11 protein-coding genes and 1 pseudogene are annotated in these 12,466 nt (G+C 67.8%); 5 read left to right on the top strand and 7 right to left on the bottom strand.

What is annotated here, in order from left to right; genetic code table 11:
• Nucleotides 1-292: pseudogene (locus U9978_RS00470) on the bottom strand (hydroxymethylglutaryl-CoA synthase); the annotation flags it as partial.
• Nucleotides 293-568: 276 nt separating this feature from the next.
• Between U9978_RS00470 and U9978_RS00465 the strand changes: the two are divergent.
• The 3 genes from U9978_RS00465 (at nt 569) to U9978_RS00455 (ending at nt 3,612) form a co-directional block, all read left to right on the top strand.
• Nucleotides 569-1,318, top strand: coding sequence for a glucose 1-dehydrogenase (locus tag U9978_RS00465; protein ID WP_322759005.1), 750 nt, complete (start codon nt 569-571; stop codon nt 1,316-1,318).
• A 167-nt stretch (nt 1,319-1,485) separates the two neighbouring features.
• Entirely contained in the window at nt 1,486-2,601 is a 1,116-nt protein-coding gene (locus U9978_RS00460) for an acyl-CoA dehydrogenase family protein (RefSeq protein ID WP_322759004.1), read from the top strand.
• 255 nt (nt 2,602-2,856) lie between these two features.
• A complete protein-coding gene (locus U9978_RS00455; RefSeq protein ID WP_322759003.1) occupies nt 2,857-3,612 on the top strand; it encodes a FadR/GntR family transcriptional regulator in 756 nt (251 codons plus the stop codon).
• 44 nt (nt 3,613-3,656) lie between these two features.
• Here the strand turns inward: U9978_RS00455 and U9978_RS00450 are convergent, their stop codons facing one another.
• Both U9978_RS00450 and U9978_RS00445 read right to left on the bottom strand, forming a co-directional pair.
• On the bottom strand, nt 3,657-4,478 hold the full coding sequence (locus tag U9978_RS00450) for an enoyl-CoA hydratase/isomerase family protein (protein ID WP_322759002.1): 822 nt from the start codon (nt 4,476-4,478) through the stop codon (nt 3,657-3,659).
• A 33-nt stretch (nt 4,479-4,511) separates the two neighbouring features.
• On the bottom strand, nt 4,512-5,663 hold the full coding sequence (locus U9978_RS00445; protein ID WP_322759001.1) for an acyl-CoA dehydrogenase family protein: 1,152 nt from the start codon (nt 5,661-5,663) through the stop codon (nt 4,512-4,514).
• 178 nt (nt 5,664-5,841) lie between these two features.
• Here U9978_RS00445 and U9978_RS00440 point away from each other — a divergent pair, with 178 nt between their 5' ends.
• Entirely contained in the window at nt 5,842-7,014 is a 1,173-nt protein-coding gene (locus U9978_RS00440; protein ID WP_322759000.1) for an acyl-CoA dehydrogenase family protein, read from the top strand.
• 141 nt (nt 7,015-7,155) lie between these two features.
• Here the strand turns inward: U9978_RS00440 and U9978_RS00435 are convergent, their stop codons facing one another.
• From U9978_RS00435 to U9978_RS00425, 3 genes are all read right to left on the bottom strand, one after another.
• Nucleotides 7,156-8,010: an enoyl-CoA hydratase-related protein gene (locus U9978_RS00435; RefSeq protein WP_322758999.1), complete on the bottom strand. Its 855-nt coding sequence runs from the start codon at nt 8,008-8,010 to the stop codon at nt 7,156-7,158.
• Nucleotides 8,011-8,056: 46 nt separating this feature from the next.
• Nucleotides 8,057-8,983 carry an SDR family oxidoreductase gene (locus U9978_RS00430; RefSeq protein WP_322758998.1) on the bottom strand — a complete coding sequence of 309 codons (927 nt, stop codon included), beginning with the start codon at nt 8,981-8,983 and terminating at the stop codon, nt 8,057-8,059.
• An 88-nt stretch (nt 8,984-9,071) separates the two neighbouring features.
• The gene (locus U9978_RS00425) at nt 9,072-10,079 is read right to left on the bottom strand and encodes an LLM class F420-dependent oxidoreductase (protein WP_322758997.1); all 1,008 of its coding nucleotides are present in this window, start codon (nt 10,077-10,079) and stop codon (nt 9,072-9,074) included.
• 154 nt (nt 10,080-10,233) lie between these two features.
• Here U9978_RS00425 and U9978_RS00420 point away from each other — a divergent pair, with 154 nt between their 5' ends.
• Nucleotides 10,234-11,235, top strand: a complete 1,002-nt coding sequence (locus tag U9978_RS00420) for an LLM class flavin-dependent oxidoreductase (protein WP_322758996.1) — start codon at nt 10,234-10,236, stop codon at nt 11,233-11,235.
• A gap of 87 nt (nt 11,236-11,322) precedes the next feature.
• Here U9978_RS00420 and U9978_RS00415 read toward each other — a convergent pair whose 3' ends face one another.
• Nucleotides 11,323-12,099, bottom strand: a complete 777-nt coding sequence (locus U9978_RS00415) for a FadR/GntR family transcriptional regulator (protein ID WP_322758995.1) — start codon at nt 12,097-12,099, stop codon at nt 11,323-11,325.
• Between the last annotated feature and the right edge of the window lie 367 nt (nt 12,100-12,466).

The raw sequence follows: 12,466 nt of genomic DNA, 5'->3' as shown, positions 1-12,466 counted from the left end.
CCGCGAGCACGGATTCGTCCAGCCCGAGAGCGGCGTGGATGGCCGTGGCGTTGGTCTTGTCCAGATAGCCCGGCGCCGTCGTGGCGAAGTAGACCTGCCGAGGCCCGGACGCGGCCGCACGACCCCGCAGGGCGATCCGCGCCGCTTCCACACCCAGGGATGTGGTGTCCTCATCGAAGGAGGCCACCGTGCGCACGCCGGAACCACCACGGCCGCCGAGCGCGGCGGCCACGGCCTTGCGCTGGAGCCGGTGGTAGGGCAGATAGGCACCGTAGGCAAGTAGACCCGACATCGTTCTCCCGACGCAGTGTGGCGGAGCTGACCGCTCTGTCGTGACGGACGTGGGCGGAGCCCGGCACTTCCGCGTGACGGCAGAGGACATGTAACAAGTTAGATGCTTGCACGATTTGTGGTGCCGGGCAACCAGTCACGGAGCCGGCCTGCAGTCTCAGGAGGCAATCCGAAAGCCCGATCATGACATCCAAAATAGTTATATGATATGACGCCAATACGGGACCACGGATGCACCGACCGGGACCCGCCAGCGATGTAGAGAGGAGCGCGGCGCATGACCGAGGCACTTGAGGGCAAGGTCGCGATCGTGACCGGCGCCGCCCGCGGGATCGGAGCCGCCATCGCGGCCGCGCTGGCACAGGCGGGCGCCGCCGTGGCTGTGGCCGACCGCGACGGCGACGGCGCCGCTGTGACCGCGGACAAACTGGCCGGCCGCGCCCTCGGCGTCACCGTGGACGTGACCGACAACGCAAGCGTGCTCGCCGGTGTCGAGCGGGTGCGGGCGGAGCTCGGCGAGGTCGACATCCTCGTGAACAATGCCGGGGTCGACGTGATCGGCCCGTTCGTCGACAGCGACGAGGCAACCTGGCTGCGCCTGGTGGATGTCAACCTGCTCGGCACGATCCGCGCCAGCCGTGCGGTCCTTGACAGCATGCTGGCACGTGGGTCGGGCCGCATCATCAACATCGCCTCGGACGCGGGACGGGTCGGATCGTCCGGCGAGGTGGTCTACTCGGCCACCAAGGGTGGGGTCATCGCGTTCGCCAAGGCACTCGCCCGGGAGACCGCGGCCGGCGGGATCACCGTCAACGCCGTCTGCCCCGGCCCGACCGACACCGCCCTGCTCGACCAGGTCGCGGACGTCAGCCAGCGCCTCTACGACTCGCTCGCGCGGGCCGTCCCGATGAAGCGGATCGGACAGCCGACCGACATCGCCCCGGCCGTGGTCTTCCTCGCTTCCCCCGCGGCGGGCTACATCACCGGGCAGACACTGTCGGTAAGTGGCGGACTGACGATGGCATGAGCAACGGGATGGCATGATCAACGGCGCCGGGTCCTCCGATTCGGCGCCGCCCCATCCGAGGTCACCCCGTCCGACCGCATACCATCCTGTTACTCAGAGCACATCTTGCCGAATTAGCTTACTAATTATACCCTCGTTGAGAATATTGTCTGTAGCCGGGAGCTGCCGTGAACTTCGCCTTCAGCGAGGAGCAGGAAGAGCTACGCCGCGCCGTACACGACTTCCTGGAGGATCTTTCTCCGGAGTCCGAAGTTCGGCGCCTCATGGAGACCACTGAGGGTTACGATGCGAACGTCTGGGCGAAACTGGCCGGCGAACTCGGCCTGACGGGTCTCGCGATCCCCGAAGAGTACGGGGGTGCCGGCTACGGGTTCGTCGAGGTGGGCATCGTCCTGGAGGAAGCCGGCCGCGCACTGCTGTGCGCGCCCTACTTCTCCACGGTCGTCCTCGCGGTGACGGCGCTGGTCGCAAGTGGCGACGACGCGGCTCAGAAGGACTACCTGCCGGGCATCGCCGGCGGCGACACCCGAGCGACGCTCGCGTTCACCGAAGAGTCCGGCCGATGGGACACCGACGGGATCACACTCCCCGCGACCCGGCACGGCAACGAGTGGCGGCTGAATGGGTCCAAGACCTATGTGCTTGACGGCCACACCGCCGACCTCGTCGTGGTGGCGGCCCGGACCGCAGCCGGAGTCAGCCTCTTCGCCATCCCCGGCGACGCGCCCGGCCTCACCCGCACCCTGCTGCCGACCATGGACCTCACCCGCAAGCAGGCCCGGCTCGACTTCGACGAAACCCCCGCCCGGTTGATCGGCGTCGACGGCGAGGGCGAGGGCGTTCTCCTGCGGGTTCTCGACACCGCGGCCATCGGCCTGGCCGCCGAGCAGGTCGGCGGTGCCCAGAAGGTGCTGGAGATGGCCGTCGAGTACGCCAAGATTCGGGTACAGTTCGGTCGGCCCATCGGCTCATTCCAAGCGATCAAGCACAAATGCGCGGACATGCTGCTGGACGTGGAGTCGGCCAAGTCCGCCGCGTACTACGGCATGTGGGCGGCCGCTGAGGGTAACGACGAACTCCCGGTCGTGGCCAGCGTGGCCAAGTCCTACTGCTCGGATGCGTTTTTCCACTGCGCCGCCGAGAACATCCAGGTGCACGGTGGGATCGGCTTCACCTGGGAACATCCAGCCCATCTCTACTTCAAGCGGGCCAAGACCTCGCAGCTCCTGCTCGGTGACCCCGCCTACCATCGCGAACAGCTCGCCCAGCGGATAGGCATTTAGGGCGCCCGGCAATAGGGGACGCGGCGGCGCGGGGCTGGGCTGGCCGGCCCACGCCGGAAACGACTACCGTCGCGCACGCCGGAGGCGTGCGCGAACCGGAACAGCCCCATCGCCTGGAGAAACAGGCCAAGGGGCGATCCGATAGATTATTATCTAAGCGACCGCGCAGGGGACACCTCTACTCACCCGCCTCCGGCGCCCAACGCCGAGTCACCACTCCCGTTCTGCGGCGGTGCCAACGAGCAGGAGGATTCCGTGGCGACCGAAGACCGTGTCCGCGTACCCAAAGCCGGCGAAATCGTCGCCAGCCATCTCCGCCGGCAGATCATCCTCGGAAAACTCGGCGAGGGAACGGCGCTTCCGTCTGAAGCGGTCCTCATGGAACGCTTCGGAGTCTCCCGCCCAACCCTACGAGAAGGGTTCCGGGTCCTGGAGTCGGAGGGGCTGATCAGTGTTCGAAGGGGTGCGCGCGGCGGAGCTCGTGTGCACCTCCCGTCCGGGGACACCGCCGCCCGGTACGCGGGCGCGATCCTCCAGTACCGGGGCACCACCCTCGCCGACGTCTACGAGGCCCGGGCTCTGCTGGAATCCCGTGCCGCCGGCATGTGCGCCGAGCGGCACGACGACGGTGACCTCGCCCGACTCAACGAGGTGCTGGCCAGGTGCCAGGAGGCCCTCGACGACCATGAGCGGTTCCTGTTCATCGACGCGGAGTTCCACCTCCTCGTCGTCGAACTGACCGGCAACCGGACGCTGCGACTCCTGGTCGGAATGCTGTACCGGATCGTCGAGTCCGCCACCGTGTCCTCCCACCTGGCTCGTGTCAGCGCCCCCGACCAGCAGCGGACGCTCGTGGGCAGGGCACATCGCGCCAACATCAAGATCGTCACGCTCATCCGCAACCGGCAGACCGAAGAGGCGGAGGCCTTCTGGCGCCGGCACCTCACCGCGATCGGCAAACTCCTACTGGAGGACACCGACAAGCAGACCGTCCTCGACTTGCTCAGCTAATTCCTGCGAGCGGCGTGCTCATGAGACGACGTCCACGATCATGGTCATGACTTGGCTTTGAAGCTCTCGACGTTGTGGCGCAACTCGTCGGTGGTGAACGACTCGCCCTCCGCGGCCAGGGAGAAGTCCAGGACCAGCCGGGCGGCCTGCGCCAGATGCAGATTGATCGCCCGCTTGGTGTCCTGGACGGCCTGCGGGGGCAGCGCGGCGATCTTGTGCGCGACCCGGCGGGCCTCGTCCATCAGCTCGGCGGCCGGGACCACCCGGTTGGCCAGACCCAGGGCGACAGCCTGGTCCGCGGGGATGCGGTCACCGGTGAGCAGGTATTCCTTGGCCCGCAGGATACTGGTGGCCAGTGGCCAGAACGCCGCGCCACCATCGCCGGCGACCAGACCCACCTGCACGTGTGGATCCGCCAGGAACGCGGTGTCGGCGATCAGGACGATGTCGCTCATGACGGCGATCGTCGCCCCGAGGCCGACGGCGGGGCCGTTGACCGCAGCCACCACCGGCAGGTGGAAGCGCACCACCTCGTCGGAGAGCCGCCGCGCCTCGCGCATGCTGTGCCGGCGGTGTTCGGGATCGGCGATCTGCTGGGCCATCCCCGGGATGTCGCCGCCTGCGCTGAAGGCGCGACCCGCCCCGGTGAGCACCACCGCGCGTGCGTCCCGGTCGCTCGCGATGCGCGCCCAGACGTCGGCGATGGCTTCGTGCAGCCCGCCGGCGAACGCGTTCAACGCCGCTGGACGGTTCATCGTGACGACGCGCACCGGGCCGTCGGACTCGACGAGGAGGACATCCCCGAAGTCGTAGTTCGCCATGTTCAGTGGCTGCCTCTCCTGGACAGGGTCATCGGTGACCGTCATCAGTCAGTGACTACCATCAGTAGTCACTGACTGTCAGTAGCTGCGTAGGCCCATGCTGCGCGCGATCGCGTTGCGCTGGATCTGGCTGGTGCCGCCGGAGATCGGTGCGACGATGGACTCACGCCAACGGAAGCTCATCACGCTCTCGGTGGCGAAGCCGTGACCGCCGAGGATCTGCATGCCCCACCGAGCCGCCGCGACATAGGTCTCGGAGCCCTTGAGCTTGGCCATCGAGCCCTCACGGGAACACGGCCGGCCCTGCGCATGCAGCCATGCGGCCCGGTACGACAGCAGCCGAGCGGAGTCGATCTCGACCTGGAGGTCGGCCATCGCATGCGAGAGCGACTGGAAGTTGCCGATCGGACGGTCGAACTGCTGGCGCTGCTTGGAGTATTCCAGCGCCTCGTCGAGCGTGGCCTGAGCCACCCCGACATATGCGCCGCTCATGAGCACACGCTCGAGGTCGAGCCCGGAGAGCATGACCTTCCAACCGCCGTGCAGCGGACCCACCAGGTTCTCCCGGGGCACGATCACGTCGTGCAGGAACACCTCGTTGGTGCCGAGGATGTGCCGTGCCAACGTCGGCGTCCGGCGGATCTCCACACCTGCGGTGGCGGGATCGACCAGCACCAGGGACAGCCCCTCGTGCTTGGGCGCGGACGGGTTGGTGCGCACGTACATCGCGATGGTCGTACCGGGCAGGCCCGCTCCGGTGCACCATGCCTTCTGCCCGTTGAGGACGAAGTGGTCACCATGGTCGACCGCGGTGGTGCGCAGCGCCGCGACGTCGGAGCCGGCGTCCGGTTCGCTCATGGCGATGGCGAAGCGCTCGGTGCCATCCAACATGCCCGGCAGGTAACGGTCACGCTGCGCCGGGGTACCCCACTTCAGCAGGGTGAGCCCGGGGATGAAGGTACCCGAATAGCACATCGCGATGTCGAGGCTGGCACGCCCGAGCTCCTCGGCGAGCAGGACGAGTTCGAGCGCGGTGCCACCACCCCCACCGCTTTCCTCCGGTAGCGGGAGGCCGAACCACCCGAGGTCCGCCATGCCCCGGAAGAGCTCCTTGGGCAGGACACCCTGTTCGTCCCATTCCTTGGCCATCCGCGGTGGGCAGGTACGCGAGACGAAGTCCCGCGCGGTCTGCGCCAGCATGCGCTGCTCGTCCGTGAGGTCAAAGTCCACGACAGCACCTCTCCCATCAGCTAAATCAGTTAACCATAGCGGGACTGGATCTGCACAGACCTCCGGCCGCCCGGCCCGTGAGTTGCGATAGCCTCGCCTATCAGCTAACTTTTTGTACGATTTTGCATCACAAGTCAGCCGGAGGCGCCCGCTTGGGCGCGAGTAGGCGAGGTAGCCGATGGACGTTGCCGTCACCGCACAGGACAGGCAGTTTCAGGAGGAGGCGCGGTCGTGGCTCGCTGATCATCTCATCGGTGACTTCCGGACCATCCTGGGCGTCGGCGGCCCGGCGGACGACACCGCCTGGGAGATGCGTCTGGAGTGGGAGAAACTCCTCGCCAAGGACAAGTGGCTGAACATCAGCTGGCCGGTCGAGTACGGCGGCCGCGGTGGGACCCTGGCCCAGGAGATCATCTTTCAGGTCGAGCACGCCCGGGCACAGGCGCCGTACTGGGTCGGCGTGCACGGACGGGACCTGTTCGGGCCGACCCTGCTGGCGTTCGGTACCGCCGAACAGAAGGCCCGGTTCCTGCCGAAGATCACCGGGGTGGAGGAGTTCTGGGGACAGGGCTTCAGCGAGCCCGACGCCGGCAGCGACCTGGCCGGTCTGCGTACCAGGGCCGAGCTCGACGGCGACGAATGGGTCGTCAACGGCCAGAAGACGTGGACGACCTTCGGCGGTTACGCCGACTGGCTGTACGTCCTGTGCCGTACCGACCCGGACGCGCCCAAGCACCGGGGAATCTCCATGATTCTCGTGCCGCGGCACCAACCCGGCGTCGAGGTACGGCCGATCCGGAACATGGCCGGTGGGACCGAGTTCGCGGAAGTCTTCTTCAGTAACGCCCGCACCAGCAAGGACCTTGTCGTGGGTGAGGTGAACGGCGGCTGGCGCGTGGTCATGGGCACCCTCGGCAACGAGCGCGGCGGCACCACCGTGCTGCCGTTCCAGGCCGGGTTCGAGCGCGAAATGCGGGCGCTGATCGACCTCGTACGAACCCGGCCGACCGACCCCGTGCTGCGGGACCGCATCGCTTCGGCCTATGTCGGGCTACGGGTCATGCAGGCGATGAACATCCGCGCCATCTCCCGTGCCGTCGCGAACGCCCACCCCGGACCCGAGTCGTCGATCTCCAAGCTGTTCTGGTCCACCTGGCACCGCAACTTCGGCGAACTGCTGATGGACGCGACGGGCGCCGGTTCGATGCTCGTCGAGGAGGACTACCGGCTCAGCCTGTTCCAGGCGAGCTTCCTGAACTCCCGGGCAGAGACGATCTACGGCGGCGCCGTCGAGATCCAGCGCAACATCCTGGGTGAACAGGTCCTGGGCCTGCCCAAAGAACCGCGCTGACCGGCCGGCCGTCCCCAGCCATGATCCACCACCGGCCCACCACAGCGTCGGCCTGACGATGTGAATCCGGTGCTGTCATAACAGCACCGGATTCACATCGTTCCCATCATCAGTCCGTTCCCATCATCAGTCCCGGGCGCCCTAACCGAGGACGTCGTCGGCTGCCAGGCGGCCGCCGGGTATGGGAGCACCGGTCAGCGCACCGGGGTCGAAGTCGTCGGCCAGCGGGGCGAAGCGCGGCGGTCGCCGCTCGATGAAGCTTCGCATGCCCTCCACGAAGTCGGCCGCCCCGTTGGTCGCCACCATCACCTGCAACGACCTGCGCAGCGCCTCGTCCAGGCCGACCTCGAGGTCGCCGTAGACCTGATGCCGAATAGCTGCCAGGGCGGTCGGCGCACAGTTGCGGGCCAGGTCGGCCGCGTAGGCTTGGGCCTGCGCGAGCACATCGTCACGCTCGACCACACGGCTGACCAGCCCCAACCGGTGGGCTTCGTCCGCGTCGAACGTCCGGGCCGACAGCAGGAGGTCAAGGGCGTTCTCGAGCCCGACGTACCGCGGCAGGACCCAGCTCAGGCCGTACTCGGCCGCGAGCCCACGACGGGCGAAGGCGGTGGAGAACTTCGCGCCTCGGGCGGCGAACCGGACGTCGCACATGAGCGCCTGGACGAGCCCGATGCCGGCGCACCCACCGTTGATGGCGGCGATCAACGGCTTGCGCAGGGTCCGCGGCCGGTACTGCGGCGGCCGTCCCGACAGATCGAGTCCCTTGCCGGCCTTCTCGTTGAGACGGCTCGCGTCCATTCCGGGACAGAAGGCGGTACCCGCGCCGGTCAGGACGACCGCACGGACGTCCGTATCCCGGTCCACCCGGTCCAGCGTCCCGAAGTAGGCCGCCTCCAGGTCCGGTGACCAGCCGTTCTTCCGGTCCGGACGATTGAACGTCACAGTCGCGACACCATCACCGTCGGTCGTACACAGGACCAGATCGTCCGACACCGCGTTTCCCTTCGAAGTGGACATTCAGCTACCGGGAGCCGAACTCTCAGTCCTTCGCCGCGACCCCGGGCAGGGTCGGAGGCAGACCCGGGTCGTGGTTGGCGAACAGTCGCGGACCCTCGGTCACGAGTTCTTCGGTCGTCCAGGCCCGTTCGCCCGCGTCAATGGTGGCGGCGACCTCCCAACCGCGGAAGACCGAGACGACCGAGCCGTAGACGTGGAAGATCTGGCCGGTGATGTCGGCCGCGGCCGGGCTCGCCAGCCATCCGACCAGCGGGCTGACGTGCTCGGGTGCCCGATTGTCGAACGTGCCCTCCTCCACCCGCCCGTAGTCGGCGAAGGTCTGGGTCGTCATGCGGGTACGCGCCCGGGGCGCGATCGCGTTGGACGTCACCCCGATCCGGGCCAGCTCCCGGGCCATCACGACGGTGAGCGCGCTGATCCCGGCCTTCGCAGCCGCGTAGTTGGCCTGGCCGAAGTTGCCGACCAGCCCGGACTCACTGGTGGTGTTGATGATCCGGCCGTAGACCTCCTCGCCCGCCTTCGCGCGGGCCCGCCAGTAACGGGCCGCGAACCGAGCCGGCGCGAAATGGCCCTTGAGATGCACCTCGATGACGGAGTCCCAGTCGTCCTCGTCGAGGTTGAAGAACATCTTGTCGCGGACGAAGCCGGCGTTGTTGACCAGGACGTCCAGCCCGCCGAATGTGTCCACGGCCTGCTGAACAAGCCCGTCTGCACCCTTCCAGTCCGCGACACTGTCGAAGTTCGCAACAGCTTCGCCACCCGCAGCGACGATCTCATCCACGACCTGCTGGGCGGGCCGCCCCTCGTCCTTGCCGGCACCGTCCCAGGCCACGCCCGGGTCGTTGATCACGATCCGGGCCCCCTGGCTCGCGAGCAGCAGCGCGTGTGCGCGGCCAAGACCACGGCCCGCCCCGGTCACGATGGCCACCCTGCCGTCCAGAATGCTCATTTCTCTCCCTGATCGGTTACCCGGTAGTCACTTGTGCCGACGGTCCGGCGATGACCGCTGCGCCGACGACCGCTGCGCCGACGCCTACTCAGCTACGGACGGCGTCGAGGACCTCCGGCCAGATGGCCGGGTCGCTCTCGTAGGTCGCATAGAAGGTGATACGGGTGGCGACATCGCCGTACCGCTCCCGCAGACCCTTACCGACCTCCGCGGGTGAACCGACGACGGAGAACGTCCGCAGGATCTCGTCGTCGATCAGGTCGCCCATCTCCGACCAGCGATTCTGCTTGCTCATGCGGGTCAGCTCGGTCTGCAGGTCACCCCAGCCGTGCAGTTCGAGGACCCCGCGGTAGGCCGGTGTGGAGGCGTAGAAGGCGATCTGCTTCTTGGTGCCGGCGATGGCGGTCGCCAGCTCCGCCTCATTACGGCCCACCGTCGCGAACGCCGGGCCGGCCAGGACGAAGTCCGACAACGTCCGGCCGATCTTCGCCCGGCCCCGCTCCAGCGCCGGAAGGGTGACCTCACGCAGGTAGCGCGGCGTCGAGAACGCATGGAAGAACATGCCGTCAGCCACTTCGGCGGCCGCCTCGGTCATCAGCTCGCCGACGGCCGCGAGGTACACCGGTGGCGGGCCCCACTCGTGCGCCTCGGGAGAGAAGAACGGCGTCATGAGGGTGTGGGTGTAGAACTCGCCCTCGAACGACAGCGGTGTCCCGTTCTGCCAGGTGTCCCAGATGGCGCGCATGGCGAGCACGAACTCACGCATCCGGGCAGCCGGCCGCGACCACGGCATGGAGAAGCGTCGCTCGATATGCGGCTTGACCTGGGAGCCCAGCCCGAGGACGAATCGCCCCCGGGAGTAGCGGGCAAGATCAAAACCTACATTCGCCAGCGTCATCGGCGTCCGGGCGAAGGCGATCGCGATGGAGGTCCCGACTGTCAGATCCGCGGTGGCGTCACCCGCCCGCAGCGACAGCAGAAACGGATCGTGCCGCGTCTCGCCCACCCACAGGCCGTCGTACCCCGCGGCCTCGGCTTCTCGCGCGTTGCGGTGGACATCGTCGATATCCTTCGCAAGGGTCGTATCGATCTTCACAGAGCCTCCCCGGCCGGCCGACAGGCGGCGCGCCGCAGGCGGACGCCCCCAAGGACATGAAGATGCCTCATCTGTATTGTCTACCTCATTTGTACGCGAGGCGAGGCGAGCAGACCTTCACCACCTGCCCGTCGTCCGGACGAAGGAGACCAGCATGCAGGTAGGCATCTACTTCGATCTCCGCAACCCACCGGACCGCCGGCAGGACCCGACCCGCCTCTACGGGTTCACCTTGGAGATGTGCCAGGAGGCGGAACGGCTGGGCGCGGATTCGGTCTGGGTGACTGAACACCACCTGTTCGATGACGACTACCTTCCGCAACCGCTTACCTTCGCGGCAGCCATCGCGGCCTGCACGAGCCGGGTACGCATCGGGACCGGCATCATGATCGCCCCGCTGCACGCGGCGGTCGAGATCGCCGAGCAGGCCGCGGTGGTGGACATCATCAGCGGCGGCCGACTCGACCTCGGCCTCGGCGCCGGCTACCGGATACCCGAGTTCGAGCTGTTCGGCGCCGACCCGACGAAACGGTACGGCACCACCGACGGGCGGGTCCGTGAGCTGCGGCGGATCTGGGCCGAAGGTCGAGTGACCCCGCGTCCCGTCCAGGACCGGCTGCCCATCTGGCTCGGCTACCTGGGACCCAAGGGCGCCCGGCGGGCCGGTCTGCTCGGTGAGAACCTGCTGTCGGCCTTCGGCGGGATCGCCGAGCCGTACCGGGAAGGGCTCGCGGAGGCCGGGCACGCCCCCGAGATCGCCCGGATGGGCGGCGGCATCCAGGGCTGGGTCAGCAACGACCCGGAACGCGACTGGCCGGTCGTGAGCAGGTATCTCGCCTACCAGCTCGACTCCTACCGCCGGCACATGGTGGAGGGAACCGACACCCCGACGCCACGGCCGGTCGATCCCGACCGCATCCGGGCTCGCGAAGCATCCAGGAGCCCGCTCGACTACTTCCACTACGGCACGCCCGAGGATGTCGCGAGCAGCATCCGGGCCTTCGTCGGCGACGCGCCGGTTGACACCGTGTACCTGTGGGCCTCCCTCGGCGGCATGCCGGAGGATCTCGTCGCCGAACACGTCAACGTGGTGTGCACCCGTCTCGCGCCGCTACTGCGCGCGGTGGATGCCCCTACGCCGCCACCGGCCGGGTAGCGGCCACCCTGAGGACGGATCCCCCACGGAAACGCTGGATTTTCGGGGAAACCCTTTCTTCCACCGATGCGACAATCGGTTCCGTCCTCAACCGAGCACGTCAAGCACGCTGGCCTCATCGAAATGCTCCAGGACGACCTGATTGGTCTCGACCAGATGGCGCCGCCAGAAAACCTCCGCCCCGGTGGCGTCACCGGCCGCAATGAGATCGACCAGTCGCCGATGCGCACGCAGGGCGAGCTCGTCCTCATGGAACTCCGCCCCACTACCGGACGGCAGCGTAGCCCGATGTGCCATCGTCACGCCGGTGATCAGATGACGCAACATTCTCGTCAGGACCGCCAGGGTATGGTTACCGGCCAGCTCCACCATTGTCTCGTGGAAGTCGGTGTGCGCCGGAATCAGACTCTCCGGACCAGCCAGGCGCTGTTCGTCGGAATCGAGATGCGCCGTGAGCGCCTCGATATCCCGCCGGCGCCGCCGCGCCGCCAACAGCCGGGCCGCCGGTGGTTCGATCACCGAACGGGCTTCCAGCACGTCGGCGACGGTCACATTGTCGTGTTGGAGGACCAGCCCCACAAAATGCGCCGCCACATCACCATTTGGAACATGCACCCGCGCCCCGCCGTGCGCACCGCGGCGCACGCCGATCAGACCCTCGGACTCCAACACCCGGAACGCCTCGCGCAGCGTCGGCCGCGAAACATCGAACCGCGCCATCAGGGACGCCTCGTTGGGGAGGCCGTCACCTTCTCGAAGATCGCCACGGATAATCTGTCGACGCAGGGCGGCCGCCACCAGCTCGGCGGTCTTGGGCACCCGAACGTGACCAGTCGCGTCGATGTCGGCGGGTCGTCTGTTCATCGATCCATCGTATAGTTCATTCAGCCATCACCGAAGCATCTTGGGCATAGCCGTCGCGCCGGCACCCCGGGTCGCAGCCGGTGTGACCCGCGGGCTGCCCCGGCCCGGGGCAGGCCGTACCACCGCCCGCCGGCGCAGGCTTCGTGTAGACAAACATGGCGAAGTGCGGTGCAGACACCATAGTCTCCTCATCCGCACCCACTGCCCTGCGCCAGCTGCCCTCCTACGTCCGCCGCCGCCTCCCTCGGTCCGCATCCCTCGGTCCGCCTCCCGATGTCCGATGTTCGAGGTCAAGGGGCGAAACCGGGCGTGGACCGTCCCTTATGCACAGTCCGGCTGACACACAGCGCCGCGGCGGGAGCACCGA

Source organism: Protofrankia sp. Cr2 (genome assembly GCF_963555885.1).
GTDB lineage: Bacteria > Actinomycetota > Actinomycetes > Frankiales > Frankiaceae > Protofrankia.
This window is presented reverse-complemented; position numbering and strand designations above follow the sequence as displayed.

Excerpts from the sequence above, each read along its gene's own strand:
- U9978_RS00465 (WP_322759005.1), top strand. The coding sequence starts at position 569 with ATGACCGAGGCACTTGAGGGCAAGGTCGCGATCGTGACCGGCGCCGCC.
- U9978_RS00450 (WP_322759002.1), bottom strand. The coding sequence starts at position 4,478 with ATGACGGTCACCGATGACCCTGTCCAGGAGAGGCAGCCACTGAACATG.
- U9978_RS00440 (WP_322759000.1), top strand. The coding sequence starts at position 5,842 with ATGGACGTTGCCGTCACCGCACAGGACAGGCAGTTTCAGGAGGAGGCG.
- U9978_RS00430 (WP_322758998.1), bottom strand. The coding sequence starts at position 8,983 with ATGAGCATTCTGGACGGCAGGGTGGCCATCGTGACCGGGGCGGGCCGT.
- U9978_RS00420 (WP_322758996.1), top strand. The coding sequence starts at position 10,234 with ATGCAGGTAGGCATCTACTTCGATCTCCGCAACCCACCGGACCGCCGG.
- U9978_RS00415 (WP_322758995.1), bottom strand. The coding sequence starts at position 12,099 with ATGAACAGACGACCCGCCGACATCGACGCGACTGGTCACGTTCGGGTG.